The organism is Stappia indica (assembly GCF_001696535.1).
Taxonomy (GTDB): domain Bacteria; phylum Pseudomonadota; class Alphaproteobacteria; order Rhizobiales; family Stappiaceae; genus Stappia; species Stappia indica.
Window position 1 is genome coordinate 1,684,201 of sequence record NZ_MBQE01000001.1, and the last position, 25,853, is coordinate 1,710,053.

Sequence of the window (25,853 nt, forward strand, 5' to 3'; positions counted from 1 at the left end):
GGCGATGTGGCACGGATCCCCGGACGGACTTCCAGAACGGATTTCAGGATACGCGCATGACCCTTTCCCCTACCGCACGCTCGGCCCGCGTCCAGGCGGCCGCTGCCCTGCTGTTCGCCGCCGCCCTCGCCGGCTGCCAGGCCCCGGCCAGTTCCGGCCCGCCGCCACCGCCGCCGGCCTTTGCAGCACCGAATTTCGGTTCGCCGGCCTTCGGAACCAACCAGGCCACCTCCGCCTCGCCGATGCATCGCAGCACCACCCTGTCCTCTTCGTCGAAATCGTGGGTGACACCGGACGGCACCCGCCACACCAAGTCGTCGAGCACCACCGCCTCGGTGCGTGTCGATCCCAACGCGATGGGCAATGCGGCTGCGATGCTGTTCGGCGCGATGATGGGGCAATCCGGCACGGCACCGGCCCCGGTCACCAAGGGCCAGATCGCCGGCGACTGGAACGTCGAGGTCGACGGCAGGCAGTGCCGTATGTCGCTGCGCCCGACTGGTGCAGGCATGGGCGACTTCGCCTCGACGTTCGGCTGCATGGGCACCGACCTGCAGAGCGTTTCGAGCTGGTCGCTGCGCGGCAACGAGGTCGTGCTAAGCGGCATCATGAGCAAGCGCGTCGCGGTGCTGGCCCTCAACGGCACGAACCGCATGGACGGCACGGCGGACGGGTCGTCCGGCAGGATCGTCGCCTGGCGGTGACGCAGGAACGCGGCGCGGCGCCTTGTCCGCGCCGCATCGCTCACGCGCTGAGCAGGCGGATCCACTCCTCGTAGCGGCGGTCGAGATCGCGGTCGAAATCGCCGCTCACCCGCTCCGCGCCGGCTGGTGCGGCCCGCATGTCCCGCGCGGTGGTTCCGAAACGGGCACGGAAGGCACGCGAAAAGGCGCTGTCATTGGCAAAGCCGCAGGCGGAGGCCACCGCCGAGATCGGCCATTCGGCGAAACGGTGGTCGATCAGCATGCGCAGGGCCAGCCGCAGCCGCTGCTCGCGGATATAGGCGAGCACTCCGCCGAAGGGCTCGAACATCTCGTACAGGCGCGTGCGCGAAACGCCGGACAGCCGCGCCACCCGCGCCGGCGACAGCTCCGGATCGCGCAGGTGCTCGGCAATGCGCTGACGCGCGCGCACCAGCAGCGCAAATGCGATGCCCGCCTCGCCCTGCCCGTCGTCGCGGCGGCTGGCATTGAGGCAGGCCGCCGTCAGTGCGACGGTCGCCGCACTCGCCTCTGTGCCTTGCGAAAGGTTCATGCCCGGCGCCAGCGCCTTTAGGGTGGTCATGTGGTCGATCAGAAGGCGGGCGAGCGGATTTCCCTGCGCCTGGATGACCTGCATGTGCCGATCGGCAGCCTGCTTGAGCTGGGGTTCGATGAGCGAGCGCGGCACCAGCAGCGACAGGTTGGTGAAGTCGCTGGTTTCCGACCGCATCTCCTGCGCCAGGTCGAAAACCACCAGCGCATCCTGGCCGAAGACCTCGTCCCGGCCGCGATGGCTGAACTCCATCCGGCCCTGTTCGTAGATCTGGATCATCAGGTGATCCATGCCGTCGCGTGCGATGGTCGCCGACGAACGCGCCCAGGACTGGGCCTCGGTGCTGGTGCGCGCCAGCGCCACGTCGCCGATGACATGCGCATCGAGCTCGGCACGAAATCCGTTGACCCGGCGCTCGCGCGGAACACCCACCTCGAAGACACAGCCGATGCTCTCGCGCCAGACCTCGAACCGGTCGGCGAGCGGAACCGCATCCAGCGAAAACACCGAATGCGGAACGCGCGAAATGTCTTCCGTCGTCGTCAAGGTCCCCTCCTCGGGATTTGTGCCGCGGAATGTAGCAGGAGCTGACATGGCCGCAAGGCAGCACGGGAGCGGACGGCAAGCCTCTCCGGACGCGCCGGAGGGGCTACCGCAGGAAAATCCGGCTCAGTCGCCGTTGAGGCGCGCCGAAGTGTCTTCGGAAAAACCGGCCTTCGATTTTTTCTCGAACGCCGCACGCCAGGACGCCGACAGCGGCGTCAGCGCCGCGATGGCCGCCGCCACCGCCGGCTCCAGTCGCGGATCGAAGCGGGCAGCGATCACCTTGTCGAGCGACCAGTCGGGACAGGGGCGCGCGGAGAGCTCCATCTTGTCGCCGACGGAGATCCTCCCTCCTTCGAGCACGCGATAGTACCAGCCGGTGCGCCCACTTTTCTGCATCGCCATCGCCATCTCGTCGATGCGCGTATGCGCGGGCAGCTTCCAGCAGGGCTGGCGGCCCTGGCAGATCTCGACGAGCGTCGAACCGATGGTGAAGCGGTCGCCGAGGCACACATCCGCTTCGGTGATGCCGAGGGTGGAAATGTTTTCGCCGAAGCCGCCGGCGACGAGACGTTCGACATGCTCCGGCCACCGGGCCGCCCAATAGGCGTAGTGGTCGGCAGGGTAGTGATGCAGCGCCTTCTCCGGGCCGCCATGCACCTCCCGGTCCGCCTGCTCATCCTCCTCGAACCCGTCGAGGCCGACTTCGAGAGGGCCGCGAACGGACTGCTTGCCGATGGCCGATGGCGGCTTGCCTTCCCAGCGCTCGCGCGCCTTGCCGATGTAAAGGCCGGTCACGGTGGCAGTGGTCTGCATGCAGGGAACTCCGGTCAGGCGGCGGGAACGGCACCTTACGCTCACGCCGGGCGCCCCTCAAGCGACCAAGCGCCGCGCTGTCGCATGCACGAACCAATAAGTGATTGGTTCGTGAGCAGAGGCTGCCCGCGAAGACGACAATGCCCCTGCAACAAGACGAAAATTTCATCGCCCCTGATCAATTTGCAAGCTTTGGAAACGCAGCCTTCCGCGACAGCTTGCCAGCCCTCCACTTTCGCGCCAATAATGGAACCAATAAGCAAAAAGGTACGAGGCGGGCTTGGCTTCCACGGCGGACGAAACCCAGACACAGCGCAACTCCAGCCTTGCCCTGGAGCGCCTTCGCATCATCGTCGACCAGTTGGAGCGGGAAGCGCGGGACCAACTGCCGACGGAGCGCGAACTCGCCGAAGAGATCGGCGTCGGACGCCGGGCGGTGCGCCGGGCGCTCGATGTGCTGGAGGCCGAAGGGCGCATCTGGCGCCGCCAGGGAGCAGGCACGTTCATCGCCGCCGCCCGGGGGCGCGCGGAGAGCCGGATCCGCCACCTGCCCGAACTGAGCAACATGTTCGAGGTGATGGAGGTGCGCCTGCGCATCGAGCCGGCGCTGGCCCGCCTCGCCGCGCTGCGCGCAACCGCCGCCGACATCGCCCGCATGCGCGAGATCTCCGAAAAGGTCGCGACAGCCACGGACATGGACAGCCGCGAACTCTGGGACAGCTCGCTGCATCGCGCTGTCGCCCTGGCCGCCGGCAACACCCTGTTCCTGGCCCTGTTCGACGTGGTGGACCGGGTGCGGCAGGACGAGAACTGGCGGCATGTGCGCGAAGCGCTGCGCACGCCGAGCTCCCAGAGACTTTACCACGCCCAGCACGAGGAGCTGGTCGACGCGCTGGAGCGGCGCGACCCTGTCGCCGCAGAGCGCACCATGCGCCAGCACCTGCTCAGCCTGCAGGAACGACTGATGCTGCAGACCGTCGAGGGACATGCCGATGCAGAGTGACACGGCAACCCTGCCGGCGGCCGCATCCCGAACGCCGCTGCTGGCCGTCGAGGACCTCGCCCTTCGCTTCGGCGGCAGCGCGTCCAACGTCGTCGACGGCGTCAGCTTCGATGTCGCCGCCGGCGAGACCTTGTGCATCGTCGGCGAAAGCGGCTGCGGCAAGTCGGTAACCTCGCTCGCCCTGATGGGGCTTCTGCCGATGCCTCCGGCCGAGATCGTGCGCGGCCGCGCCCTGTTCGAGGGGCGCGATCTGCTGGCCCTGTCTCGCCGCGAGATCGGCAAGCTGCGCGGCGACCGCATGGCGATGATTTTCCAAGAGCCGATGACTTCGCTGAACCCAGTCTATACGGTCGGCGACCAGATCGCAGAGATCGTCCGCCGGCATCGCCCGGTCGGCCGGACGGAGGCGCGGGCCCGTGCGCTGGAGATGCTGGAGCGGGTGAAGGTTCCGGCCGCGAAACGCCGGCTCGATGACTATCCGCACCAGATGTCCGGCGGCATGCGCCAACGCGTGATGATCGCCATGGCCCTTGCCAACGATCCGCGCCTGCTGATCGCCGACGAGCCGACCACGGCGCTCGATGTGACCATCCAGGCCCAGATCCTCGACCTGATGCGCGAGTTGCAGCAGGAAACCGGCACCGCCCTGATCCTCATCACCCACGACCTCGGCGTCGTTGCCGAAATCGCCGACAAGGTGGCGGTGATGTATGCCGGTCGAATCGTCGAGACCGGGCCCGTCGGGGCGATCTTCGACGACCCGCAACATCCCTACACGCTGGGCCTCATCAGTTCCGTGCCCTCGCTCGGCGAGCGCGGCGGGCGTCTTGCCACCATTCCCGGCATGGTGCCGACCGTCGACCGCATGCCGGCCGGCTGCCGGTTCGCCCCGCGCTGCCCCTTTGCCGATGCTGCCTGCCGGACGGAGGTCCCGCCGCTGGCGGAGGTCGCTGCCGGCCATGCAGCTGCCTGCCGCTACGCCCCGCTGGAGCGCCATTTCGGAGACGCGGCATGAGCAGCGATACCCGCGACGTCATCCTCGAGGCCAGGAACCTTGCCAAGCGCTTCCCCGTCGGCATGAAGCTGTTCGGCGAACGCCAGAGCGTGCGGGCAGTCGACGGTGTATCGCTGAAGGTCCACCGCGGCGAGACGCTGGCCGTGGTCGGCGAAAGCGGCTGCGGCAAGTCCACCCTCGCCCGGCTGCTGCTGCGCCTGATCGATCCGAGCGAAGGCGAGGTCTTCTATGGCGGTAGGAACATCGCCGCCCTGCCGCGAGCAGAGATGCGGCGGCTGCGCAAGGACCTGCAATTCGTCTTCCAGGACCCGTTCTCATCGCTGAACCCGCGGATGAGCGTCGGCGCGATCATCGAGGAGCCGATGCGCGTTCATGGTCTCGGCAACGCCGCATGGCGCCGGGAGGAAGTCGCGCGCCTCCTGACCCGCGTCGGACTGAGGGCCGAGTTCGCCGACCGCTACCCGCACGAGTTCTCCGGCGGCCAGCGCCAGCGTATCGGCATCGCCCGGGCTCTCGCCAGCGGTCCCAAGGTGCTGATCGGCGACGAGCCTGTCTCCGCGCTCGACGTGTCGATCCAGGCCCAGGTGATCAACCTCCTGGAAGACCTGAAGCAGGAATACGACCTGACGCTGGTGCTGATCGCCCACGATCTCGCCGTCATCCGCCACATGAGCGACCGGGTCGCCGTGATGTATCTCGGGGAGATCGTCGAGGAAGGTGCGACCGCCGCCCTCTATGCGGCTCCGCTTCACCCCTATACCCGCGCCCTGATGCAGGCGATCCCGATCCCCAGCCCGCGCGCCCGCAAGGCCGCAGTCAAGCTGACCGGCGATGTGCCCTCTCCTCTTGCTCCCCCCTCCGGCTGCCGCTTCCACACCCGCTGTCCGCTTGCCGACCTGCGATGCGCCGTGGACCGGCCCGCCCTTCAGGACGTGGAGCCCGGCCGCCGCGTCGCCTGCCATCACTGGCAACGCGTAGCGAAGGAGGGGACCGCCGCCCTTGCCGAACCGGAGGCCTCGCAGGCCGCCCGCCGCCGTCTTTCGCTTTACCGGGACAGAAGCGAACGCCAGCAGAACTCCGTCCCGCAATCTGAATCATAAGAACCTGACCAGAGGAGCCTTGAGAATGCGACAGAGTCTTCTTGCAGCCCTGCTGCTGAGCGCCAGCGCCCTTGTGGCCCTGCCCGCTGCCGCGGCCGACCTGAGGATCGGCCTTCAGGAGGACCCGGATGTGCTCGATCCGGATCAGTCCCGCACGTTCGTCGGCCGTATCGTCTACGCCTCGCTTTGCGACAAGCTGGTCGACATCACGCCGGACCTCGAGATCATCCCGATGCTCGCGACCGCATGGACGTGGTCGGAGGACGGCAAGGTCCTGACCATGGACCTGCGCGAAGGCGTCAAGTTCCATGACGGCACCGCTTTCGACGCGGAAGCGGTCAAGGCCAACATCGAGCGCTCGAAAGGGCTGCCGGAAAGCCGTCGCAAGAGCGAGGTCAAGTCGATCGAAAGCGTCGAGGTGACCGGCCCGATGCAGGTGAAGATCACCCTCGCCCAGCCCGATGCGACGCTGCTCGCCCAGCTTGCCGACCGCGCCGGCATGATGGTCTCTCCCACGGCCGCCTCCGCCGCCGGGGCCGACTTCGGTTCCAACCCGGTCTGCTCGGGTCCCTTCGCCTTCAAGGAGCGCGTCCAGCAGGACCGCATCGTGCTGACCCGCTTCGCCGACTACTGGAACGCCGACGCGATCCACTTCGACAGCGTCACCTTCCTGCCGATTCCGGACACCACCGTGCGCCTTGCCAATCTGCGTTCCGGCGATCTCGACATGCTGGAGCGCCTGGCGGCCACCGATGCGGCCTCGGTGAAGGCCGACGCCGGGCTCGTCTATGCGGATGCGGTCAGCCTCGGCTACCAGGGCATCACCATCAATGTCGACAATGGCGAGCGCGGCAACAACCCGTTCGGCAATGATCCCCGGCTGCGCCAGGCCTTCGAGCTCACGATCGACCGCGAGGCGATCAACCAGGTGGTCTTCGAGGGCGTGTTCGCGCCGGGCAACCAGCCCTTCCCGCCGACCAGCCCCTGGTACGACAAGGAAACGCCGATCCCCGCCCGTGACGTCGCCAAGGCGAAGGAGCTGATGAAGGAGGCCGGCCACGAGACCTTCGAGGTGGAGGTCCAGGTCGCCAACAATCCGGTGCAGACCCAGCTGATGCAGGTGGTGCAGTCGATGGCCGCCGAGGCCGGCTTCGTCGTCAAGCTGAAGTCGATGGAGTTCGCCAGCCTGCTTGCCGACCAGACGGCCGGCAACTACCAGGCAAGCCAGGTCGGCTGGTCGGGCCGCACCGATCCGGACGGCAACATCCACCAGTTCATGACCTGCAAGGGCGGCATCAACGACAGCAAGTACTGCAATCCGGAAGTCGACGCGCTGCTCGACAAGGCGCGCACGAGCAACGACACGGCAACCCGCAAGGCAAGCTATGACGCGGCCCGCAAGATTCTCGCGAAGGATCTGCCGATCATCTACCTCTACCACCAGACCTGGATCTGGGCGCTGGACGACAAGGTCGAAGGCTTCGTCCCCTATCCGGACGGCATGATCCGCCTGCAGAACGTCAAGTTCAAATCCTGACGCGACACATGCGGGGCCCGGATGGCCCGGGCCCCGCACCCTTTTTTCCGGATACGGCCCGTTCATGCTGACCTACATCGCAAGACGCCTGCTGATCGCGATTCCGACCCTGCTGCTGGTGTCGGTCTTCGTGTTCACGCTGCAAAAACTCCTGCCCGGCGACCCCGCGCTGGTCCTGGCCGGCGAGGAGCGCGACCCGGAAGTGCTCGCCTTCATCCGCGAGAAGTACCGGCTGAACGACCCGATCTTCTATCAATACGCCTATTGGCTCGGCGGGCTGGTGCAGGGCGATCTCGGCGTTTCGCTGCGCACCAACCAGCCGGTGCTTCAGCTCATCCTCGACAAGCTGCCGGTCACCATCCAGCTCGCGGTGATGGCGATGATCATCGCCATGCTGATCGGCATTCCGACCGGCATCCTGTCGGCGGTGAAGAAGGGCGGCCCCATCGACTACATCGCCAATTTCGTGGCGCTGTCAGGGCTGTCGATCCCGAATTTCTGGCTCGGGATCATGCTGATCCTGCTGGTGTCCGTGGAACTCGGCTGGCTGCCGGCGTCCGGCTACACCTCGCCGCTGGAGGATCCGGTGCGCTCCGTCCAGACCATGATCATGCCCGCCTTCGTGCTGGGCACGGCGCTGGCCGCCACCTTGATGCGGCACACGCGCTCGGCGATGCTCGGCGTGCTCAAGGCCGACTATGTGCGCACCGCCCGCGCGAAGGGCCTCGGCGAGCGCATCGTCATCCTCAAGCATGCCTTCCGCAACGCCCTGCTGCCCATCGTCACGCTGGGCGCGCTGCTATTCGGCGAACTGCTGGCCGGCGCGGTGCTGACCGAACAGATCTTCACCATTCCCGGCTTCGGCAAGCTGATCGTCGATGCGGTCTTCACCCGCGACTACGCGGTGGTGCAGGGCGTCGTGCTGTGCACCGCCGCCGGCTTCATCCTGATGAACCTGATCGCCGATGTGCTCTACTTCCTGCTCAATCCGCGCATGAGGGCGACCCTGTGACCACGCCCGTCAACGCCGCCCCGGCCGTGCCCGCCGCCGCCGAAGAGAACGCCCTGCCTGCGCGCAGCGGCAGCCGCGCCTGGAAGAAGCTGAAGCGCAACAAGAGCGCGCTGTTCGGCTTCCTGCTGGTCGCCTTCTTCGTCGGCATCGCCGTGCTGGCACCGATTCTGCCCATCGCCGATCCCGCCGCCACCAGTTGGTCGGCGATCCGCAAGCCGCCGTCCGAGCTCTACTGGCTGGGCAGCGACGAGATCGGCCGCGACATTCTCTCCCGGATGATCTGGGGCGCCCAGGCCTCGCTGCTCGCCGGCGTCGTTTCGGTGCTGATCGCCGTGGTCGTCGGCGTGCCGTTCGGCCTTTTGGCAGGCTATTTCGGCGGCTGGACCGACCAGATCATTTCGCGCATCACCGACGCGCTGCTGGCAACGCCGTTCCTGATCCTCGCCATCGCGCTCGCCGCCTTCCTCGGCCCCAGCCTGACCAATGCGATGATCGCCATCGGCCTGTCGGCGACACCGATCTTCATTCGCCTGACCCGCGGCCAGGTGCTGTCGGTGAAGACGGAAGACTATGTGGAGGGCGCGCGCGCCGTCGGCCTGTCGGATGTTGCGATCATGTCGCGCTACATCCTGCCGAACGTCTTCGCGCCGGTTCTGGTGCAGGCAACGCTGACGGTCGCGACCGCGATCATCGCGGAGGCGAGCCTTTCGTTCCTCGGCCTTGGCCAGCAACCGCCCGATCCCAGCTGGGGGTCGATGCTCAATGTTGCGAAGAATTTCATGACCCAGGCGCCGTGGATGGCGTGGTGGCCCGGTGCCGCCATCTTCCTCGTCGTTCTCGGCTTCAACCTGCTCGGCGACGGGTTGCGCGACGCGCTCGACCCGCGCGAGAGCTGACCCCGCGCTTCGGCCCGGCAACAACACGGGAAACCCCCAAGGGAGATCGGATGTCCACCTTCACCACCAGACCGGAAATCCGGGGCACATTCGGCGTCGTCACCTCGACTCACTGGATCGCCACGGCCGTCGGCATGAGCATTCTGGAAAAGGGCGGCAACGCGTTCGACGCGGCGGCCGCTACCGGCTTCGTGCTGCAGGTGGTCGAGCCGCACCTGAACGGCCCGGGCGGCGACCTGCCCGTGATCCTGCACGATGCCGCCAGCAGCAAGATGGAGGTGATCTGCGGCCAGGCTCCGGCACCGGCCGGCGCCACCATCGAGCACTACCGCAGCGAAGGCCTGTCGCTGATCCCCGGCGACGGGCTGCTGGCCACCGTCATTCCCGGCGCGTTCGACGGCTGGATGCTGATGCTGCGCGACCACGGCAAGCTCCCGCTGCGCGACGTCCTGGAACCGGCGATCCACTATGCCCGCAATGGTCATCCGATGCTGGCGCGCGTCTCTGCGACCATCGCCGGCCTTGCGGACTTCTTCGAAAAGGAATGGCCGACCTCCCACGCCACCTGGTGCCCGGGCGGCAAGGCTCGGGCAACCGATGAGCTGTTCTGCAATCCCGCCCTTGCCGACACCTGGGAACGTTTGCTGAGGGAAGCGGAGACGAAGAGCGGCCGCGAGGCGCAGATCGAGGCCGCGCGCGATTGCTTCTATCGCGGCTTCATCGCCGAGGAGATCGCCGCCTTCGTCGAAAAGACCGAAGCGATGGACGCCAGCGGCACGCGCCACAAAGGCGTGCTGACCGCCGACGACCTCGCCAATTGGCGCGCGACGACGGAAACGCCGCTGACCTACGACTATCACGAGTGGACCGTGGCCAAGACCGGCCCCTGGGGCCAGGGCCCGGTGCTTCTGCAGGCGCTCGCCTTGCTGAAGGGCACCGCCATCGGCGAGGTCGATCCGGTGGGCGCCGACTTCGTGCATCTGGTCGCCGAAGCCATGAAGCTCGCCTATGCCGACCGCGAGGCCTATTACAGCGACCCCGCCTTCACCGACGTGCCGATGGAGCACCTGCTGTCCGACGCCTACAATGCCGGACGGCGTGCACTGATCGGCGAGACCGCTTCCTTCGACCTGCGCCCCGGCATCGTGCCGGGTCACGAGGCGCAGGTGCAAAAGGCGATGCAGGTGATCGAGGGGCTCGGCACCTCGGCGACCGGCGTCTACGAGCCGACCATGGCGCATCTGTCGGAAAAGCGCGGCGACACGGTGCATATCGACGTCATCGACCGCTGGGGCAACATGGTGTCCGCCACCCCGTCCGGCGGCTGGCTGCAGTCCTCGCCGATCATTCCCGCACTCGGCTTCTGCCTCAACTCCCGCGCCCAGATGTTCCTGCTGGAGGAAGGGCTTCCCACCTCGCTGGCACCGGGCAAGCGGCCGCGCACCACGCTGACCCCGAGCCTTGCGCTGAAGAACGGCGTTCCCACGCTTGCCTTCGGCACGCCGGGCGGCGACCAGCAGGACCAGTGGCAGCTGTCGCTGTTCCTGCGCCTCGCCCATCATAACCTCAACCTGCAGGAAGCGATCGACCAGCCGCTGTTCCACACCACCCACTTCCCGGCCTCGTTCTATCCGCGCCAGCGTCAGCCGGGTCACATCATGGTGGAAGAGAGCTTCGGCAAGCCGGTGCTCGACGCGCTGCGCGCACGCGGCCATGCTCTCGACGTGGCGCCCGCCTGGTCCATCGGCCGGCTGACCGCCGCCCGCCGCGACCCGAACGGGTTGCTGCGCGCTGCCGCGACGCCGCGACTGATGCAGGCCTATGCGGCCGGACGCTGACGGGAGACCACCTGAATGACCTACTCGATTGTGGCCCGCGACGCCGCGACCGGTCAGTTCGGCATCGCCGTCGCCAGCCGCTTCTTCGCGGTCGGCGCGATCGTCCCGCACATGGCAGGCGGTGTCGGCGCCATCGCCACCCAGGCCTTCATCTCGCCGCTCTACGGAACGGACGGGCTGAAGATGCTGCAATCCGGTGCGTCGGCCGAGGAGGTCGTCGCGGCGATGACCGGACGCGATGCCGGGGCCCATTCGCGGCAACTCCACGTAATGGATGCGGCCGGGCGCAGCGCCGCCTTCACCGGCGAGAAATGCGTTCCCTGGGCAGGGCACCTGATCGCGGACGGGGTTTCCGTCGCCGGCAACATGCTGGCCGGGCCCCAGGTGCTCGACGATACGCTCCAGGCCTATCTCGACCATCCGCAGAAGGCCTTTGCCGACAGGCTTCTCACCGCCATGGAAGCCGGCGAGGCCGCCGGCGGCGACAAGCGCGGCAAGCAGTCGGCAGCCCTGAAGATCGTGCGGGGCGAGGCCTATCCCTGGCTCGACATCCGCACGGACGACCATCCAGATCCCTTGCCGGAACTGCGCCGGCTGATGACAGTGGCCGCCGAGCGGTTCCTGCATGTCGCCGAGACGCTGCCGACCTCCGACAACGTTTCGGGCATGCTCGACCGGACGGTCATCGACCTGAAGATCGCACAGCTGGAAGCCGAAAGGATCAAGGAAGGGCGTCCCTCCGCCTCCTTCGCAACGCCGCTGACCTGAAAGCCTTTGCCCGGCCGGACCGGCCGGAGTAAACGCTTTCGCTCAAGCATTTGGCGGAGGGCGCGATGAACGAGCGGGAACAGGAAGGCGCGAGCGCCGGGACCGTGCCGCGTTTCGTCACGCTTGCCTCGCACGAGGGGCCGGGGCTTGCCCGCTACCGCGCCTCGCTCGCCCGTTTCGGCGTTACGCCGGACATCGTGTGGACCGGCAAGCCCTATCCCGGGCACCTTGCCGCCATGCGGATGCTGCGTGCGCATCTGGCGCGCCTGCCCGCCGACGAGCTCGTCGTCTACACGGATGCCTTCGACGTGGTGCTGATCCGCGATCCGGAGGAGCTTGCCGCACGCTATCGCGCCTTCGCCAGTCCCATCGTCCTCTCGACCGAGCCCGGCTTTACCTGGAAGCTGCCCCGGCGCCTTGCCGCCTCCCGGGCCTACCCGCCGGCCGGCGGCAAGAGCGGCATGTATCGCTATCTGAATTCGGGCGGTTATGTCGGAACGGCGGGCGCGCTTGCCGCCATGCTTGGCGAGCTCGACTATGCCAGCGCCGTCGACTGCGACCAGTCGCTGATCAACAAGTGGTTCATGGAAAATCCCGGCCGGGCCGCGCTCGACTACGATCAGGAGATCTTTGCCAGCTCCGCCTGCCAGTCGGGGCTGGAGCGCAAGCTCTACCGGTTCGACAGCACCCACCTGACGAACACCCGCACGGGCGGCAAGCCGTTCTTCTTCCACTTCCCGGCCGAGAACCGCCTGTGCACGAAGCATGTGCTCGACATGCTGCCCTTCGAGCTGCCGCGCCTGCCCGTCCGCCCGCGCGACCGGCGCAAATACATCCTCAACGTAATCGAGAGCCGGCCGACCTATTGGTTCGACCGGCCCGCCTACCCGCTGGAGGATATCGTCGGCCTCATCGCCTTCCGGCTGCTGCCGGCAGGCGCGCTTGCCGGCCTCGGCTATCTGGCCTGGCGCGCCATTGGCTGAGCGCGGGCGACCTGCGTCTGCGTCTTAATGCGGGTCGAGCACCGCCTCGACCTCGATCTCCACCTCGTAGCCACCGATGAGATCACCGACGGCCAGCATGGTGTTGGCGGGACGGATCTCGCCGAAAACTCTCCCATGCGCACGCGAGGGGCCTTCCCATGCGCCGACATCCTGCAGGTAGACCCGCGTGCGCACCACGTCCTCCATCGAACCGCCGAAAGCGGCAAGCGCCGCGGCGATCTTGTCGAGGATATAGGTGGTCTGGGCTTCGGCATCGCCCGGCGCAACGCAATGGTCGGCGCCGTGGGTTGCGGTCGTGCCGGAGACGAGAACCCGGTCGCCGATGCGCATCGCCCGGCTGAAGCCGGCAAGCGGCTCCCAGATGCTGCCCGACGACAGGCGCCAGCGGTTGGGCCGACCCGGCACCGGCTCCGGCGTATAGACGCTGGGGATCTGGTCGAGATGGTGGCTGAGATCGCCCGAAGCGGTGAGGAAGGGCGGGCGGCGGTACTCGTCGCCGCAATCGCCGGGGATCGGCTGCATCGCGCCGAAGGCACTCTCCAGACGGGTACGGTCCTCTTCATCGAGCGCAAAACCGAAGAGGCGGAGATTGTCGGCCCGGTGTTCGCTCTCCCCGACCCGCGCACCGATGATCACGCCGGCAACGGAGGGCGTTTCCAGCACCCAGCGGGTTGCGACGTTGGACAGGGAAACTCCGTGCTTCTTCGCAATGTGATCGAGTGCCGAAAGCAACCCCTGAAAGGCCTGCCAGCCGCCAGCCGTGTCGATGAAGCGCTTGTACTTCATCCGGCTCCAGTCGGCGATCTCGGTCGGTTCCGGCTTGCCGAGCCAGCGTTCGGACAGGAACCCACCGCACAGCGTGCCATAGGCGAGAAGACGCACGCCTCGCTCCTGGCAAAGGGCGGTCAGGGCACCGGCCGCGCGTCGGTCGACGACAGAGAAGGACACCTGATTCGATACGATGGGCAGGTTCTCGGCCAGCGCGACGCGCAGATGGCCGGCATCGAAATTGGTGACGCCGATCTCGCGGATGAGCCCTTCCTCGCGGAGCTTCGCAAGATGCTTGAGAGCATCGAGCCAGCCCGGATGCTCAAAGGTCCACCAGTGGAACTGCAGCAGGTCGACGCATGCAACGCCGAGCCGGTCGAGCCGCTCCTGAACACCGGCACGCACCACCTCCTCGGTCATCGGGCCGGGCTCCGGGCACCATTTGGTGAAGGCGAGCGGGCGGCCCTCCCCCTCGCCGTGCCGCGCCAGAAGACGACCGGCAACGAGCTCCGCATTGCCGTAATGGTCCGCCATGTCGAAGGTGGTGAAGCCGGCGGCCGCATAGTCTGCGAGATGGCCGGCTGCAGCGTCCAGATCGACGGGCGTTCCGTCCTTCTCGATGTCGGCGATCTGCCAGAGACCGGTCAGAATGCGGCTGATTTCGAGGTCGGGGCCGAGTTTCGTCGTATCGGGGCGGCTGGTCATGTGCGGTCGGATCCTGTCGTGGCGGCGGGTGTGCCGCGCCATCTGTGAAGAAAAGGCAAGCGGCGACGTGCGCCGCCAGGCTCGGGAAGCAGCCCTTGCGGGCGGAAGAGAAGGATGGCGCAAAGGGCGACACCGATGATCACGGTCTGCAGCGAGGCAGCGCGGGCCTGCTCCCCGGCGGGAGCCAGCGCCTCGACCACGGCGGACGATGCCGCCCACAGCGCCCAGACCAGCAGCGCACCGAGAATGGCGCCGCGATTGTTGCCCGAGCCGCCGACGATGAGCATCGCCCAGACCTGAAAGGTCAGCATCGGCAGGTAGTTCTCGGGCGCGATGAAGCCGATGAAATGCGCCTGCGCCGCGCCTCCAAGGCCCATGATCGCCCCGCCAAGCGCAAAGGCCTCGATGCGGAAGCGGCGCGGGCTCTTGCCGAGCGCCTCTGCCGCCACCTCGTCCTCGCGGATCGCCCGCAGCGCACGGCCCCAGGGGCTTTTCGCCAGATGCTGGAGCATCAGATACAGGCCGAACACCACGGCAACGAGAAGCGCCAGATTGGCGAGAGAGAAGGCGAGCGAGCGGCCGACCAGATCGCCGAAGGGACGCGGGATGAGGCTGATGCCGAAAGGACCGCCCGTGATGCCCTCGAGATTGAGTACGGCAAGTTGCACGGTGACCGCAATGCCGAAGGTGGAAATCGCCAGATAGTCGGCGCGCAGGCGAATGGTCATCCAGCCGATCAGCGCCGAAAGCAGCCCGGAGGCAACGAAGGCACCCAGCCAGCCGACGATGATCGGCAGGTCGAAGCCGCCGACGCGCCCCTCCACCGCCGGGGAGGTCAGCAGCGCCGAGACATAGGCTCCGACGGCAACGAACCCGGCGACGCCGACATTGAACAGACCCGTCTGGCCCCACTGGACGTTGAGACCGAGCACGATGACCGCGTAAGTGAGCGCGACGGTCAGGAAGAAGGCGCAATAGGCGAGGAGTTCCAGGCTCATGCCGCCCTCCCGAACAGGCCCGTGGGACGCAGCACCAGCACGGCGGTGATCACGGCGAAGGCAACGGCCGCCCGCCATTCGGCGCCGATCGTCTGCACCGCCAGCGCCTCGCACAAACCGACCAGAAGCCCGCCGAGCATGGCGCCGGGCACCGAACCGATGCCGCCAAGGATGACGGCGGCGAAAAGCGGCAGCAGCAGGTCGAAACCCATATAGGGACGGATCTGCACCAGCAGGCCCGACATGGTGCCCGCAGTACAAGCCAGTGCGCCGCCGATGATCCACACCGCGCGCACAATCTTCGCCGTATCGATGCCGACGACACCGGCGAGCGCAGGATTCTCGCTGACAGCGCGCATGGCCCGGCCGAGATCCGTGCGGGTGAGCAGCAGATGAACGGCGATCACCGCCACGAAGGCGAGACCGATCAGCAACAGCTGGTCGGGCGTTGCGCGAATACCCCCGGGCAGCGGCATGGCGATCTGCAGTTCGCGGGAATAGTAAGCGGGCTTCGAGGTGTAGAAGAATTCCAGCAGGCTGCGCAGCGCCATGGACGCGCCGAAGCTGGCCATCACCACGATGATCGCCGTTGCCCCGCGCCGTCTCAGCCTGGCGAACAGGAGATGATCGACGGCGAGCGCCAGAACCGCGGTGAGCGCCATGGCCAGCAGCCCGGCGAGGATCAGCGCCACAGACACGCTGAACGGATCGAGCGGGGCAAGGCTGGCGCCGGACACCGCACCGATGGCCAGCGACAGGCTGAGCGAGAGATAGGCGCCCCAGCTGAGCAACTCGCCATGGGCGAAATTGGCAAAGCGCAGGATCGAATAGGTCAGCGTCAGGCCGACCGCACCGAGGCCGATCATAGCCCCGGCAAGCAGGCCCTCGAGCAGGATCTGGCCGCTCATCGTGTCCCCTCCCCGGCGGGTGCGGCGCCGTCCGCATGGGCGCCAAGGAACAGGCGGCCGATATCCGGATCGGCGGCGAGATCCGCCGCCGGTGCATCGTGGCGCAGCAGGCCGTCCACCAGGATCACGGCGCGCGAGGCAATCGCCAGAGCCGCCCTGACGTTCTGCTCGACCAAAAGGATCGGTACGCCGCTGCGATTGATCTCGACCAGCCGCGCAAACATTTCCGAAACCGCCTTGGGCGACAGGCCCGCAGACGGCTCGTCGAGGATCAGTACCTTCGGCTCGACAAGGAGCGCGCGTGCGGTCGCCAGCATCTGGCGCTGTCCCCCGGACAGACCGCCGGCAAGCGCGCCCGGCCGACTTGCAAGATCGGGATAGGCCGCGAGCATCGCGTCGATGCGCTGCTGGCGTTCCGCCTTGGGCAGGACGGCGGCGGCCACCTGCAGGTTCTCGCGGATCGTCAGGGTCGCGAAAATGTTCTCCGTCTGCGGCACGAAGGCCAGCCCCTGACGCACGAGCTCATGGCGCGGCAGGCCGGTAATGTCCCGCCCGGAGAGATGCAGAGAGCCGCCATGCAGCGGCACGAGCCCGGCAATCGCCTTGACGAAGGTCGACTTGCCGGCCCCGTTCGGCCCGAGCACCGTGACGAATTCGCCCGGCGCCAAGGTGAAGTCGATCCCCTTGACGATAGGCAGGTCCGGCTCGTAGCCGGCGACGAGGCCGCGGGTCGCAAGCGGCGCCGTCGGAGCGGCGGATGCGGCCGTCGTCATGGCGCGACCTCCGGCAAGACTTCGCCGAGATAGGCTTCCACCACCTCGCGGTTGGCCATGATCTCCGCCGGCGTGCCGGCCGCCAGTTCCCGCCCGGCCGCCATCACGACGATCCGCCCGCACAGACGGGCGATCATGTCCATGTTGTGCTCGATGAGGAGGATACTGACGCCCATCCGGTTGATCTCGACTATCCGGTCGATGATGACATCGAGCAGTGTCGGATTGACGCCCGCGGCCGGCTCGTCGAGCAGGATCACCGCCGGCTCGGCCATCATCACGCGGGCAAGCTCCAGCAGCTTGCGCTGACCGCCGGACAGGACGCGGGCCGGCTGGTCGACGAGATGGCCGAGGGTCACGAAATCGATCAGCGCCCTCGCCCGTTCGCGCGCCGCACGCTCCTCCGCCCGAACGGTACCGGGCTGCAGGAAGTTGCGCAGGATGCTCTCGCCGGTCTGGTTTTGCGCCGCCGCCATGACATTGTCGAGGATACTCATGCCAGCGAACGGACGCGGGATCTGGAACGTGCGCCCCAACCCCATGGAAAGTCGCCGCGCGGCCGGCTTGCGCTCGATCCGCTCTCCCTTGAGGCGGATTTCGCCGGCATCCGGCACGAGGCTTCCGGCGATCAGGCTGAAGAAGGTGGTCTTGCCTGCGCCGTTCGGGCCGATCAGCCCGACGATCTCTCCGGCATGGAGGTCCAGCGACATGCCGTCCACCGCCCGGTTGCCGCCGAACCGCCGGGCAACACCCCTGGCCGACAGAACCGGCGGCACTCCGCCGGTCGATGTGTGCACTGCCCCGTCCGCAGCGCTGCTGACTGACTGCAAGGATCCGCTCCTTATCCCGGCGCCCGGCGGCAGGGTCTTTTCGCCCTGTTTGTCACGACCTCCAAAAGGCAATCGACAGCCACCAAAGGACCGCCTCGCGATCCGTGATGTTTGATCAAACATATCTTGATCACAGATCGCGTTTGGTTGTAAAGATGAAACAGACGGGTTTTCGGTAGGCCTCTCAAGGAGCGCGACCGCCGCCTTTGCACGGCGGCCTAGTCCGCGTACCGCGCCGCAGGCCGCAGAACCTCTCCCCGAGCGGGGAAGCCAAGGAGGAGGCGATGGCTGCAAGGACGGCTGGCAGACCGCTGCGTGTTGCAGGCGCCGCGACCGAGGCTGGCGATTCCGACGGCGCGCTGGCTCCGCTCAATCCGGTCGGCCGGCGCACGGTTCAGGACAGCGTCTATGACGAGCTGCGCCGATCTCTGATCCAGGGCCTGTTCGATCCCGGCGAAGTCCTGCGCATCGTCGACGTCTCCCATCGCCTCGGCACCAGCACCATGCCCGTGCGCGAGGCTCTGGCCCGCCTGATCTCGGAGCAGGCGCTGGAGGCGATGCCCAACCGCTCCGTCCGCGTGCCGCTCATTTCCCGCGACCGCCTGGAGGATCTGGCCCGCGCGCGCGCGATCATCGAGAGCGAGATCATCGGCCTTGCCATGCCGAACGTCACGGATGCGCTCGTCGAGGAACTGGTGCATCTGACCGATGCCTGCGATGCCGTACTGGCAACCAGGGGCCGGGAAATTTCCGGCGAGGCGGCCGACCTCAACCACGCCTTCCACTTCACGCTCTATCGTGCTGCCGGATCCCAGGTGATGATCCCGATCATCGAGAGCCTGTGGCTGCAGTCGGGCCCGTATCTGCGCGCCTCCGCCCGCCTCTTCGATCCCGTCACCGACCGATCCGCCACCCATTTTCACCGCGAGATCGTCGAGGCCGTCACCCGGCGCGACACGCCGGCCGCACAAGCCGCGCTCAAGGCAGATATCGGACGTGCCTTCGACATCCTGCGCAAGCACCTGACCGAAACAGGCGAGGAACCCCGATGAGCCACGAGGCGAACGACGACAGCTTCGAGCTCTACGATCTGCGGGTCGAAGCGGTGATGCCGGAGGACGGCGGCACGGTCTATTGCGGGGCAAAGCCGGGCGATCACTTCGAACTGCGCGGCGAGATGCTGCACATGCCGCCCGGCCAGGGCTTCTCGATCTATTCCATCGCGGCCGTCCTGCCCTTGCTGGCGGCAAAGCAGCGCCCGACCCATCCCAACGACTGGATGACCAGCGACGCAGACGTCGCATGTCCCGACCCCAATTGCGCCAGCCGGCTGCGAATCACGCGGCTCGGCCTGCGCCGTTTCTCCCACGCGGCGACCACTGCCGTTCCCCTTCCAGATGCCGCTGGCGACAGCGAAAACGGCGAGTGACCTCGTGACCAAGATGGAAACCCATGTCCTGAAGGACGATCACGTCATCTCCCGCGTCATCCGCGGTGGCTGGCAGCTCGCCGGCGGGCACGGCGCGGTCGACCGCGACACGGCAATCGACGACATGGTCGCCTTTGCCGATGCCGGCATCACCACCTTCGACTGCGCCGACATCTACACCGGCGTGGAGGAACTGATCGGCGCCTTCCGCGAGCGCTACCGCGACTTGCGGGGAGAAGACGCCCTGTCCCGGATCTGCGTCCACACCAAGCTGGTGCCGGATCTCGACCGCTTGATCGGCCTCGACCGCGCGCATGTGGAAGAGCTGGTCGACCGTTCGCTGTCACGGCTGCGCTGCGAGCGGCTGGACCTCGTCCAGTTCCACTGGTGGGACTACAATGCTCCCGGCTGGCTGGATGTCGCCTTGTGGCTGAAGGAGCTGCGCGAGGCGGGCAAGATCCGCAATATCGGCGTCACCAATTTCGACAGCGACCATGTCGCCGCCATGCTGGCCGCAGGCGTGCCTCTTGTGTCGGCGCAGGTGCAGTATTCCCTGCTCGACACGCGCCCGGCCAAGCGGCTCGCCGGCATCGCCCACGACAACGGCATGTCCTTCCTGTGCTACGGCACGGTCGCTGGCGGTTTCCTGAGCGAGAAGTGGCTGGGCCAAGCCGAGCCGGTTGCGGACCTGGAGAACCGCTCGCTGGTCAAATACAAGCTGATCATCGAAGATTTCGGCGGCTGGGACCTGTTCCAGGCACTGCTTGTCGCCCTCAAGCAGGTCGCCGACAAGCACGGCACGGATATCGCCAGCGTTGCCAGCCGCTGCGTGCTGGACCGCGATCAGGTCGGCGCGGTCATCGTCGGCGCGCGCAACCGGGCGCATCTTCCCTCCAATCTCGGCCTTTGCGAGATCGCCCTCGATGCCGACGACCGCGCGCAGATCGCGGAGGTTCTCGCCTCCGCCCGCGAGCTGGACGGCGATGTCTACACGCTGGAGCGCGATCGCCACGGGCGCCACGGACGCATCATGAAATACAATCTCAACGACGAGAAAGCCGCATGACGGGCACAGGCGACATCGCCGCTGCCGCCGCGCGCGAGATCGTCGCCCGGCACGAGTTCTTCGTCGACTGGTTCGCCGGCCGGCTCGAAGACAGCGCCTTTGCCGCCGCGCTTGCCGCCTTCGACCCGGACTTCCATCGCATCGGCCCGGACGGCGCCCTTCAGGACCACAATGGCCTGACGGCGATGCTGGCCGCCGCAAGGGGGCGCTTTGCCGAGGGATTCGCAATCGCCATCGAGGATGTGGCGGTCCTGCGCGAGACCGGCGACGACGCCCTGATGACCTATGTGGAACGGCAGGAGCACGCGGGAAGGACCACCTTCCGCCGTGCAGGCGCGCTGTTCTCCAGAAATGCCAACGCTCCCCTCGGGGTGGCGTGGCGCTTCGTCCAGGAAACCTGGATCAATGACCGTACGGACAAACAACCGGCGGCAGAATGACGAGAAGGGGAACAGCAATGAGCAAGTTGAAATGGACTTCCGCGCTTGCCGGCGGCGTCCTCGCCGCGCTGGCGGCAGGGTCTGCGGCACAGGCCTGCGAGGTCACCGTCGGCCTCGTCCTCGAACTCACCGGCCCAGCCGGCCAGTACGGCCAGGCCGGCGCCAAGTCGGTCGAGATGGCGTTTCGCGATCTCAATGACGCCGGCGGCGTTCTCGACGGCTGCAAGCTGGTGACCGACACCCGCGACAGCCAGAGCCAGGGCAATGTTGCCGTGGATCAGGCGACCCAGCTGGTCAACATCAAGAAGGTGCCGGTCATCATCGGCGGCATCATCTCCTCGGTCTCCATCCCGATCTTGACCTCGGTCACGGCACCGGCAGGCGTCGTGCAGGTCTCCCCCGCCTCCTCCTCGCCGACGCTGACCCAGCTCGCGCGCGACGGAAAGACCGGCGGCTACTTCTTCCGCACGATCACCTCCGATGCCTTGCAGGGCACAGCGGCCGCGAAATACGCCATCGACCAGGGCCTGAAGAAGCTCGCCATCATCCATGTGAACAACGACTTCGGCGTGAACATGGTGCGCGAGTTCTCCTCCGCCTTCGAAAAGCTCGGCGGCACCATCACCTCCACGACCCCCTACAACGAGAAGCAGGCGAGCTACTCCGCCGAGGCGTCCGCCGCCATGGCGGGCGAGCCGGAAGCGCTCTATCTCGTCAGCTATCCGGTCGACGGCGCCACCATCGCCCGCGCCTGGATCTCGCAGGGCGGACCGCAGACGTTCCTGCTGAACGACGGCATGAACTCGACCGACTTCATCGAAAGCGTCGGCGCGAAGTTCCTCGACAACGCCTTCGGCACGTCTTCCGGCACCACGCCGACCAAGTCGACGGAATATTTCAACGGCACCTACAAGGACTTCTCCGGCGGCATCGAGCCGAGTGCGCCCGCCGCCGACCGCTCCTACGATGCCGGCGCCATCGTCGGCCTTGCCATCGCCAAGGCGGGCTCCGCCGAAGCCGATGCGATCAAGGCTGCCATTCCGCAGGTGGTTGCCGCGGACGGCGAGCCGATCTTCGCGGGCAAGGACGAGTTCGCCAAGGCGCTCGAGCTGATCAAGGCCGGCAAGCCGATCAAGTACGAAGGCGTCATCGGGCCGGTCGGCTTCGACGAATACGGCGACATCACCGGCCCGTTCCGCCTGTGGCGGATCTCGTCCGGCGAAGTCACCACTGTCGGCCAGATGTCGGCCGAGGACGTGATGACCCTGAAGGACGAACTGGCAGGCAAGTAAGCTTGCAGCTTTAACGACGAAAGGCCCGTACCGACACCGGTGCGGGCCTTTCTCTTTGGTCGAAGCAGCGAAGCTCGGGCACTCCGCCGGAAACTTATGCGGCGAGGCCGAGAAGCGCGCGGGCCTCGGCAACACTCGCCGGATGGCGCCCGTAGTCCGGGCACAGATCGACGACCCGCTGCACCAGCGCGGCATTCGACGGAGCGAGGCGCTCCTTGTCCAGACGGACGTTGTCTTCGAGGCCGGTGCGGCAATGCCCGCCGAGCTCGAGGCTCCACCGGTTCAGCTCGATCTGGTTGCGGCCGATGCCTGCCCCCGTCCACGTCGCCTCCGGCATCAGACGCTTCAAGGTCTCGACATAGAATTCGAACACCTTCCGGTCAGCCGGCATGGCGTTCTTCACGCCCATCACGAACTGGACATGCAGCGGCCCCTTGAGCCGTCCGTCCTTGACCAGCGAGGCCGCCTGGAACACGTGCGACAGGTCGAAGGCCTCGATCTCCGGCTTGACGTTGTAGGCGATCATCTCGGACGCCAGCCAGTCGACGAGATCCGGCGGGTTCTCGTAAACCCGCGTCGGAAAGTTGTTGGAGCCCACCGACAGGGACGCCATGTCCGGCGCCAGCGGAAGCATGCCGCCGCGCGCCTTGCCCGCCCCGGACCGGCCGCCGGTCGACAGCTGAATGATCATCCCCGGGCAGTGCTTCTTCAGTCCCTCGACCAGCCGGGCGAAACGCTCGGGATCCGAGGTCGGCGTGCCGTCCTCCTCGCGCACATGGCAATGGGCGATCGTGGCTCCCGCCTCGAATGCTTCCTGCGTGCTTTCGATCTGTTCGGAAACGGTGATCGGCACCGCCGGGTTGTCCGCTTTCTGCGGCACCGAACCGGTGATCGCAACGCAGATGATGCAAGGGTCGGACATGGGCGCACATACCTCCTCTGGAGAAAATTCGGCTTGAGGCAAGCCGCGCCCGTCCCTCCCGGACGGGCGTTCCACGACGATGTCGGTCTGGTTAGCAGCTCTGCCGAAAATCGGCAAACAGGTGTCTCAGACAATTCCGCGCGCAGGCGAAACCGCGGCCACCGAAGCCGAGCTTCTTGTCTCGCCCTCTGCCCTGCCGCCGCGGGCAAGCAGTGCGCCGAGGTCAGAGGCTGGCACAGGCGCCCCGAAAAGGAAGCCTTGTGCCACCCGGCAACCGGCGCCCGTCAGGAGCGCAACCTGCTCCTCGGTCTCCACGCCCTCGACGGTCACGCCGATGTCGAGCCTTGCGGCCAATTCCAGGATCGAGGTGACAATGGACAGGCTATGACGGTCGCTGTCGAGCGAACGAACGAAACTCCGGTCGATCTTGAGTTCGTCCCACTGGAAGCTGCGCAGATAGGACAGCGCCGAATAACCCGTTCCGAAATCGTCGAGCGAAATCGAAACGCCCAGTGCCTTCAACTTCTTCAAGGTAGCGATGGCGCGACGCGTGTCCTTCATGACGACGCTTTCGGTCACTTCGAGCTTCAGCCGCGAGGCCGGCAAACCGAAGCGCAGCAGGACGTCCGCAACCGTCTCTGCCAGGTCCTCGCGGGCGAGCTGCGCGACCGAAAGGTTGACCGCAACCGGCAGCTCCACGGGCAGAGCCAGCGTATCGCGGCAGGCCTGTTCGAGAATACGCTCGCCGATCTCGACGATCCGGCCCGATGCCTCCGCAATGGGAATGAACTCGCTGGGAGGGATCCAGCCGAGCGCCGGGTGACGCCAGCGGGCCAGCGCTTCGAGGCCGACGATGCGTCCGGTCCGCATGTCCACCTGAGGCTGATAGTGGGTGGCGATATCGCCCTCGTCCAGCGCCTGGGTGATGCCTTCCTCGATCTGGCGGCGACGGGTGGCGTCCGCACGCATGGAGACGTCGTAGAGCTGGACGCGCCCCTTGCCGGTCGCCTTCGCATGGCTCAACGCAAGATCCGCGTTTTGCAGCATGGACGACCCGCTTTCTTCGTCCTGCGCCAGGGCAACGCCGATCGTCGCGTTGACCACCACATTGCCCCCGCTCAAGGTATGGGCTTCGTGCAACCCGTCGATGAGCAGCTTGGCCCGGGCGACAGCCTCGTCCTCTCCGCCGGAAATCCGCGTCAGCACCGTGAATTCGTCGCCGCCCAGCCGAGAAACCACATCGCGCGGCCCCCAGTCGGCAACGATGCGGCGCAACCTGTCGGCGACCGAACGCAACAGATCGTCGCCGGAGGCATGGCCGAGGATGTCGTTGACGGCCTTGAACCCGTCGAGATCGAGCGCAAGAACGGCAAGCCGGTCGGCGTCCCGAGGCCTTCCGGACGAGATCGCCTGCTCAAGCGCATCATGAAAGGCGATGCGGTTGGGAAGTCCGGTCAAGGGGTCGTGGCGCGCCGCGAACTCGAACTCGCGTGCCGTTTGCTCGGCCGTTGCCCTGGCCCGACGGAGGGAGCGGGCCTGGAACGACATGAACAACAGCAGCACGGCGCCGGTACCGACCAGCACCTCCACCAGAATGTTCTGGAGCCGCTGACGTTCGAGCAAGGTGGCGCGGATATCGGCCGCCTCGACCAGATTGTCCATCAGCGCCTCGCCACCGATGCGGTCGATCACGCCGACCGCCTTTTCCAGAACAGCGTCGATGCGTGCCAGTGCCTCCCGGTCCGGCAGAGCCGCATAGTCTCCTTCGATGGAGGCCACATCGCGCGAAAGCTCGTCGAGCATCGCCTTGCGCTGCGGCGACGCCGAAACGAAAGCGCCGAACGCGCCCGATGACCAGGTCTCGATGCGGCTTGCCAGGATATTGTAGAAAAGCCAGGCCTCTTCCGCATCCGACACCCGGCCGGTTGCCGCATATTGCGAGATGCGCTGGCGGGCGGTCACCGCGTCGACGCGCCCGTTGAGACCGGACATGGCGATGTCGTAGCGCATCGACTTGTCGACCGCTCCCCCCGTCGTCAACACCGCCTCGGCGTGCAACAGCACCGCCAGCACCAGGACCACCAGGACCGTAATGGCCAAATGGCGGAAGCGGTCGCCGACGGAAGTCGCACGCTTGAGGAGGATCGACAGGGTCATCGGCTTACTTCAGCTTGATGCGACGCAACTGCCAGATCGAGCGGGAGTAATAGAGTTCGTTTCTCAGTTCGGGAAACCGGTCGAACGGATAGATGACGAACAGCGGCCCCTTGTCGCGCACACCGAGATAGCTGCCATCCGCCTTGAAGGCGAGAAGGACGCCGTAGGATGTCGCGTCGGAAACCGGGATCTCGGTGTAGAAATTGTTGAGCGCAACACCCTCGATTGTCTCGCCCTTGCCACCGACCTTGTCCAGAAGGTCCGACAACAGAACACCTTCGAACGTGACGACCTTGTCGTGCCAGGGCGTCGATGTCGTGACCTTGGTCACGCCCATCGCCTCAAGGTCGGCAACGGTGAAATCGCGCGGAGCGTTGCCCTCGATGTTGCCTTCCACCGTCAGGACCACGGGGCCGGACGCGTGGGCAACCGGGACTGCAAGCAACCACATGCCTGCAACAAGTGACAGAAAGAACCGTGCAAGTGACATGACCGCTCTCCGTTATTGTACCTATTATTCAATCGAAAGTCGCGGATTGTTTCTTGATACGCGACGTCGCCGCTTCGATTCAAGCCATAATATAGTACAAGCGGGAGGCAAATTTTAGATTAATTACTTGGCGTCACTACGGAAGATTTACACTCTGTTAACCATAAGACCGACAGAGACGGAAACCCAAGACAAAATACCGCTTCCTGAACGACGTTGCGGCGGCGTGATCCCGGTCAGCTGATAGCGGCTTGAGAATACAAGACAGCCCGGGTGGTTTATCCACCCG

The 25,853-nt window shown here is 66.6% G+C and carries 25 protein-coding genes; 15 read left to right on the top strand and 10 right to left on the bottom strand.

The window, feature by feature from the left end; all coding sequences use genetic code 11:
* The first annotated feature begins 56 nt into the window (after positions 1 to 56).
* A complete protein-coding gene (locus BBX35_RS07895; protein ID WP_067217902.1) occupies positions 57 to 704 on the top strand; it encodes an AprI/Inh family metalloprotease inhibitor in 648 nt (215 codons plus the stop codon).
* A 40-nt stretch (positions 705 to 744) separates the two neighbouring features.
* On the opposite strand, the gene BBX35_RS07900 is transcribed toward BBX35_RS07895, so the two are convergent.
* Both BBX35_RS07900 and BBX35_RS07905 read right to left on the bottom strand, forming a co-directional pair.
* On the bottom strand, positions 745 to 1,800 hold the full coding sequence (locus tag BBX35_RS07900; protein ID WP_067217904.1) for a helix-turn-helix domain-containing protein: 1,056 nt from the start codon (positions 1,798 to 1,800) through the stop codon (positions 745 to 747).
* Between the two features lie 123 nt (positions 1,801 to 1,923).
* Positions 1,924 to 2,613, bottom strand: coding sequence for an MOSC domain-containing protein (locus tag BBX35_RS07905; RefSeq protein WP_067217906.1), 690 nt, complete (start codon positions 2,611 to 2,613; stop codon positions 1,924 to 1,926).
* Between the two features lie 280 nt (positions 2,614 to 2,893).
* On the opposite strand from BBX35_RS07905, the gene BBX35_RS07910 reads away from it, so the two are divergent.
* The 9 genes from BBX35_RS07910 to BBX35_RS07950 all read left to right on the top strand — a co-directional run bounded on the left by BBX35_RS07910 (position 2,894) and on the right by BBX35_RS07950 (position 12,765).
* Positions 2,894 to 3,616: a FadR/GntR family transcriptional regulator gene (locus tag BBX35_RS07910; RefSeq protein ID WP_067217908.1), complete on the top strand. Its 723-nt coding sequence runs from the start codon at positions 2,894 to 2,896 to the stop codon at positions 3,614 to 3,616.
* Positions 3,606 to 4,631 carry an ABC transporter ATP-binding protein gene (locus BBX35_RS07915; protein ID WP_067218415.1) on the top strand — a complete coding sequence of 342 codons (1,026 nt, stop codon included), beginning with the start codon at positions 3,606 to 3,608 and terminating at the stop codon, positions 4,629 to 4,631. The genes BBX35_RS07910 and BBX35_RS07915 overlap by 11 nt, the downstream gene beginning before the upstream one ends.
* Complete coding sequence (locus BBX35_RS07920) at positions 4,628 to 5,731, top strand: ABC transporter ATP-binding protein (RefSeq protein ID WP_067217910.1); 1,104 nt, start codon at positions 4,628 to 4,630, stop codon at positions 5,729 to 5,731. The genes BBX35_RS07915 and BBX35_RS07920 overlap by 4 nt, the downstream gene beginning before the upstream one ends.
* Before the next feature lie 25 nt (positions 5,732 to 5,756).
* Positions 5,757 to 7,268 carry an ABC transporter substrate-binding protein gene (locus tag BBX35_RS07925; RefSeq protein ID WP_083206085.1) on the top strand — a complete coding sequence of 504 codons (1,512 nt, stop codon included), beginning with the start codon at positions 5,757 to 5,759 and terminating at the stop codon, positions 7,266 to 7,268.
* Positions 7,269 to 7,332: 64 nt separating this feature from the next.
* A complete protein-coding gene (locus BBX35_RS07930) occupies positions 7,333 to 8,280 on the top strand; it encodes an ABC transporter permease (RefSeq protein WP_067217915.1) in 948 nt (315 codons plus the stop codon).
* 26 nt (positions 8,281 to 8,306) lie between these two features.
* Positions 8,307 to 9,176 carry an ABC transporter permease gene (locus tag BBX35_RS07935; protein ID WP_067218417.1) on the top strand — a complete coding sequence of 290 codons (870 nt, stop codon included), beginning with the start codon at positions 8,307 to 8,309 and terminating at the stop codon, positions 9,174 to 9,176.
* Between the two features lie 50 nt (positions 9,177 to 9,226).
* Positions 9,227 to 11,014: a gamma-glutamyltransferase family protein gene (locus tag BBX35_RS07940; RefSeq protein ID WP_067217917.1), complete on the top strand. Its 1,788-nt coding sequence runs from the start codon at positions 9,227 to 9,229 to the stop codon at positions 11,012 to 11,014.
* 15 nt (positions 11,015 to 11,029) lie between these two features.
* A complete protein-coding gene (locus BBX35_RS07945; protein ID WP_067217919.1) occupies positions 11,030 to 11,782 on the top strand; it encodes a DUF1028 domain-containing protein in 753 nt (250 codons plus the stop codon).
* Between the two features lie 65 nt (positions 11,783 to 11,847).
* Positions 11,848 to 12,765 carry a glycosyltransferase domain-containing protein gene (locus tag BBX35_RS07950; protein WP_067217922.1) on the top strand — a complete coding sequence of 306 codons (918 nt, stop codon included), beginning with the start codon at positions 11,848 to 11,850 and terminating at the stop codon, positions 12,763 to 12,765.
* 24 nt (positions 12,766 to 12,789) lie between these two features.
* Here the strand turns inward: BBX35_RS07950 and BBX35_RS07955 are convergent, their stop codons facing one another.
* The 5 genes from BBX35_RS07955 to BBX35_RS07975 are packed head-to-tail and all read right to left on the bottom strand — an operon-like array spanning position 12,790 to position 17,768.
* Positions 12,790 to 14,259, bottom strand: coding sequence for an aldo/keto reductase (locus BBX35_RS07955; protein ID WP_067217924.1), 1,470 nt, complete (start codon positions 14,257 to 14,259; stop codon positions 12,790 to 12,792).
* Entirely contained in the window at positions 14,256 to 15,257 is a 1,002-nt protein-coding gene (locus BBX35_RS07960) for a branched-chain amino acid ABC transporter permease (protein ID WP_083206087.1), read from the bottom strand. Before BBX35_RS07960 ends, BBX35_RS07955 begins: the two co-directional genes overlap by 4 nt.
* Positions 15,254 to 16,165 (bottom strand): branched-chain amino acid ABC transporter permease, encoded by a 912-nt coding sequence (locus BBX35_RS07965; RefSeq protein ID WP_067217926.1) that lies wholly within the window; start codon positions 16,163 to 16,165, stop codon positions 15,254 to 15,256. The genes BBX35_RS07960 and BBX35_RS07965 overlap by 4 nt, the downstream gene beginning before the upstream one ends.
* Positions 16,162 to 16,938, bottom strand: a complete 777-nt coding sequence (locus BBX35_RS07970) for a branched-chain amino acid ABC transporter ATP-binding protein (protein WP_067217929.1) — start codon at positions 16,936 to 16,938, stop codon at positions 16,162 to 16,164. The genes BBX35_RS07965 and BBX35_RS07970 overlap by 4 nt, the downstream gene beginning before the upstream one ends.
* Positions 16,935 to 17,768, bottom strand: a complete 834-nt coding sequence (locus BBX35_RS07975; protein ID WP_244271579.1) for an ABC transporter ATP-binding protein — start codon at positions 17,766 to 17,768, stop codon at positions 16,935 to 16,937. Before BBX35_RS07975 ends, BBX35_RS07970 begins: the two co-directional genes overlap by 4 nt.
* 284 nt (positions 17,769 to 18,052) lie before the next feature.
* Between BBX35_RS07975 and BBX35_RS07980 the strand changes: the two genes are divergently transcribed.
* The 5 genes from BBX35_RS07980 to BBX35_RS08000 are packed head-to-tail and all read left to right on the top strand — an operon-like array spanning position 18,053 to position 21,995.
* Positions 18,053 to 18,820, top strand: coding sequence for a GntR family transcriptional regulator (locus tag BBX35_RS07980; protein WP_067217933.1), 768 nt, complete (start codon positions 18,053 to 18,055; stop codon positions 18,818 to 18,820).
* Entirely contained in the window at positions 18,817 to 19,197 is a 381-nt protein-coding gene (locus BBX35_RS07985; protein WP_067217936.1) for a TIGR04076 family protein, read from the top strand. Before BBX35_RS07980 ends, BBX35_RS07985 begins: the two co-directional genes overlap by 4 nt.
* 13 nt (positions 19,198 to 19,210) lie before the next feature.
* Complete coding sequence (locus tag BBX35_RS07990; protein WP_067218420.1) at positions 19,211 to 20,263, top strand: aldo/keto reductase; 1,053 nt, start codon at positions 19,211 to 19,213, stop codon at positions 20,261 to 20,263.
* Positions 20,260 to 20,703 (top strand): DUF4440 domain-containing protein, encoded by a 444-nt coding sequence (locus BBX35_RS07995; protein WP_067217938.1) that lies wholly within the window; start codon positions 20,260 to 20,262, stop codon positions 20,701 to 20,703. The genes BBX35_RS07990 and BBX35_RS07995 overlap by 4 nt, the downstream gene beginning before the upstream one ends.
* A gap of 17 nt (positions 20,704 to 20,720) precedes the next feature.
* Positions 20,721 to 21,995 (top strand): ABC transporter substrate-binding protein, encoded by a 1,275-nt coding sequence (locus BBX35_RS08000; protein WP_067217940.1) that lies wholly within the window; start codon positions 20,721 to 20,723, stop codon positions 21,993 to 21,995.
* A gap of 94 nt (positions 21,996 to 22,089) precedes the next feature.
* On the opposite strand, the gene BBX35_RS08005 is transcribed toward BBX35_RS08000, so the two are convergent.
* From BBX35_RS08005 to BBX35_RS08015, 3 genes are all read right to left on the bottom strand, one after another.
* Positions 22,090 to 22,917 carry a 3-oxoadipate:acetyl-CoA acetyltransferase gene (locus tag BBX35_RS08005; RefSeq protein WP_067217943.1) on the bottom strand — a complete coding sequence of 276 codons (828 nt, stop codon included), beginning with the start codon at positions 22,915 to 22,917 and terminating at the stop codon, positions 22,090 to 22,092.
* 126 nt (positions 22,918 to 23,043) lie between these two features.
* Positions 23,044 to 25,074, bottom strand: coding sequence for a putative bifunctional diguanylate cyclase/phosphodiesterase (locus BBX35_RS08010; RefSeq protein ID WP_067217945.1), 2,031 nt, complete (start codon positions 25,072 to 25,074; stop codon positions 23,044 to 23,046).
* 4 nt (positions 25,075 to 25,078) lie between these two features.
* Positions 25,079 to 25,564 carry a putative pterin-binding protein gene (locus tag BBX35_RS08015; protein WP_067217947.1) on the bottom strand — a complete coding sequence of 162 codons (486 nt, stop codon included), beginning with the start codon at positions 25,562 to 25,564 and terminating at the stop codon, positions 25,079 to 25,081.
* Positions 25,565 to 25,853: the final 289 nt, after the last annotated feature.

Bases quoted from the DNA above. Each gene is read 5' to 3' on its own strand.
- BBX35_RS07970 (WP_067217929.1), bottom strand. From the start codon at position 16,938: ATGACGACGGCCGCATCCGCCGCTCCGACGGCGCCGCTTGCGACCCGC.
- BBX35_RS07945 (WP_067217919.1), top strand. From the start codon at position 11,030: ATGACCTACTCGATTGTGGCCCGCGACGCCGCGACCGGTCAGTTCGGC.
- BBX35_RS08000 (WP_067217940.1), top strand. From the start codon at position 20,721: ATGAGCAAGTTGAAATGGACTTCCGCGCTTGCCGGCGGCGTCCTCGCC.
- BBX35_RS07925 (WP_083206085.1), top strand. From the start codon at position 5,757: ATGCGACAGAGTCTTCTTGCAGCCCTGCTGCTGAGCGCCAGCGCCCTT.
- BBX35_RS07930 (WP_067217915.1), top strand. From the start codon at position 7,333: ATGCTGACCTACATCGCAAGACGCCTGCTGATCGCGATTCCGACCCTG.
- BBX35_RS07960 (WP_083206087.1), bottom strand. From the start codon at position 15,257: ATGAGCCTGGAACTCCTCGCCTATTGCGCCTTCTTCCTGACCGTCGCG.
- BBX35_RS08015 (WP_067217947.1), bottom strand. From the start codon at position 25,564: ATGTCACTTGCACGGTTCTTTCTGTCACTTGTTGCAGGCATGTGGTTG.
- BBX35_RS07915 (WP_067218415.1), top strand. From the start codon at position 3,606: ATGCAGAGTGACACGGCAACCCTGCCGGCGGCCGCATCCCGAACGCCG.
- BBX35_RS07895 (WP_067217902.1), top strand. From the start codon at position 57: ATGACCCTTTCCCCTACCGCACGCTCGGCCCGCGTCCAGGCGGCCGCT.
- BBX35_RS07965 (WP_067217926.1), bottom strand. From the start codon at position 16,165: ATGAGCGGCCAGATCCTGCTCGAGGGCCTGCTTGCCGGGGCTATGATC.
- BBX35_RS07950 (WP_067217922.1), top strand. From the start codon at position 11,848: ATGAACGAGCGGGAACAGGAAGGCGCGAGCGCCGGGACCGTGCCGCGT.
- BBX35_RS07905 (WP_067217906.1), bottom strand. From the start codon at position 2,613: ATGCAGACCACTGCCACCGTGACCGGCCTTTACATCGGCAAGGCGCGC.
- BBX35_RS07990 (WP_067218420.1), top strand. From the start codon at position 19,211: ATGGAAACCCATGTCCTGAAGGACGATCACGTCATCTCCCGCGTCATC.
- BBX35_RS07920 (WP_067217910.1), top strand. From the start codon at position 4,628: ATGAGCAGCGATACCCGCGACGTCATCCTCGAGGCCAGGAACCTTGCC.
- BBX35_RS07940 (WP_067217917.1), top strand. From the start codon at position 9,227: ATGTCCACCTTCACCACCAGACCGGAAATCCGGGGCACATTCGGCGTC.
- BBX35_RS07985 (WP_067217936.1), top strand. From the start codon at position 18,817: ATGAGCCACGAGGCGAACGACGACAGCTTCGAGCTCTACGATCTGCGG.
- BBX35_RS08010 (WP_067217945.1), bottom strand. From the start codon at position 25,074: ATGACCCTGTCGATCCTCCTCAAGCGTGCGACTTCCGTCGGCGACCGC.
- BBX35_RS07995 (WP_067217938.1), top strand. From the start codon at position 20,260: ATGACGGGCACAGGCGACATCGCCGCTGCCGCCGCGCGCGAGATCGTC.
- BBX35_RS08005 (WP_067217943.1), bottom strand. From the start codon at position 22,917: ATGTCCGACCCTTGCATCATCTGCGTTGCGATCACCGGTTCGGTGCCG.
- BBX35_RS07980 (WP_067217933.1), top strand. From the start codon at position 18,053: ATGGCTGCAAGGACGGCTGGCAGACCGCTGCGTGTTGCAGGCGCCGCG.
- BBX35_RS07955 (WP_067217924.1), bottom strand. From the start codon at position 14,259: ATGACCAGCCGCCCCGATACGACGAAACTCGGCCCCGACCTCGAAATC.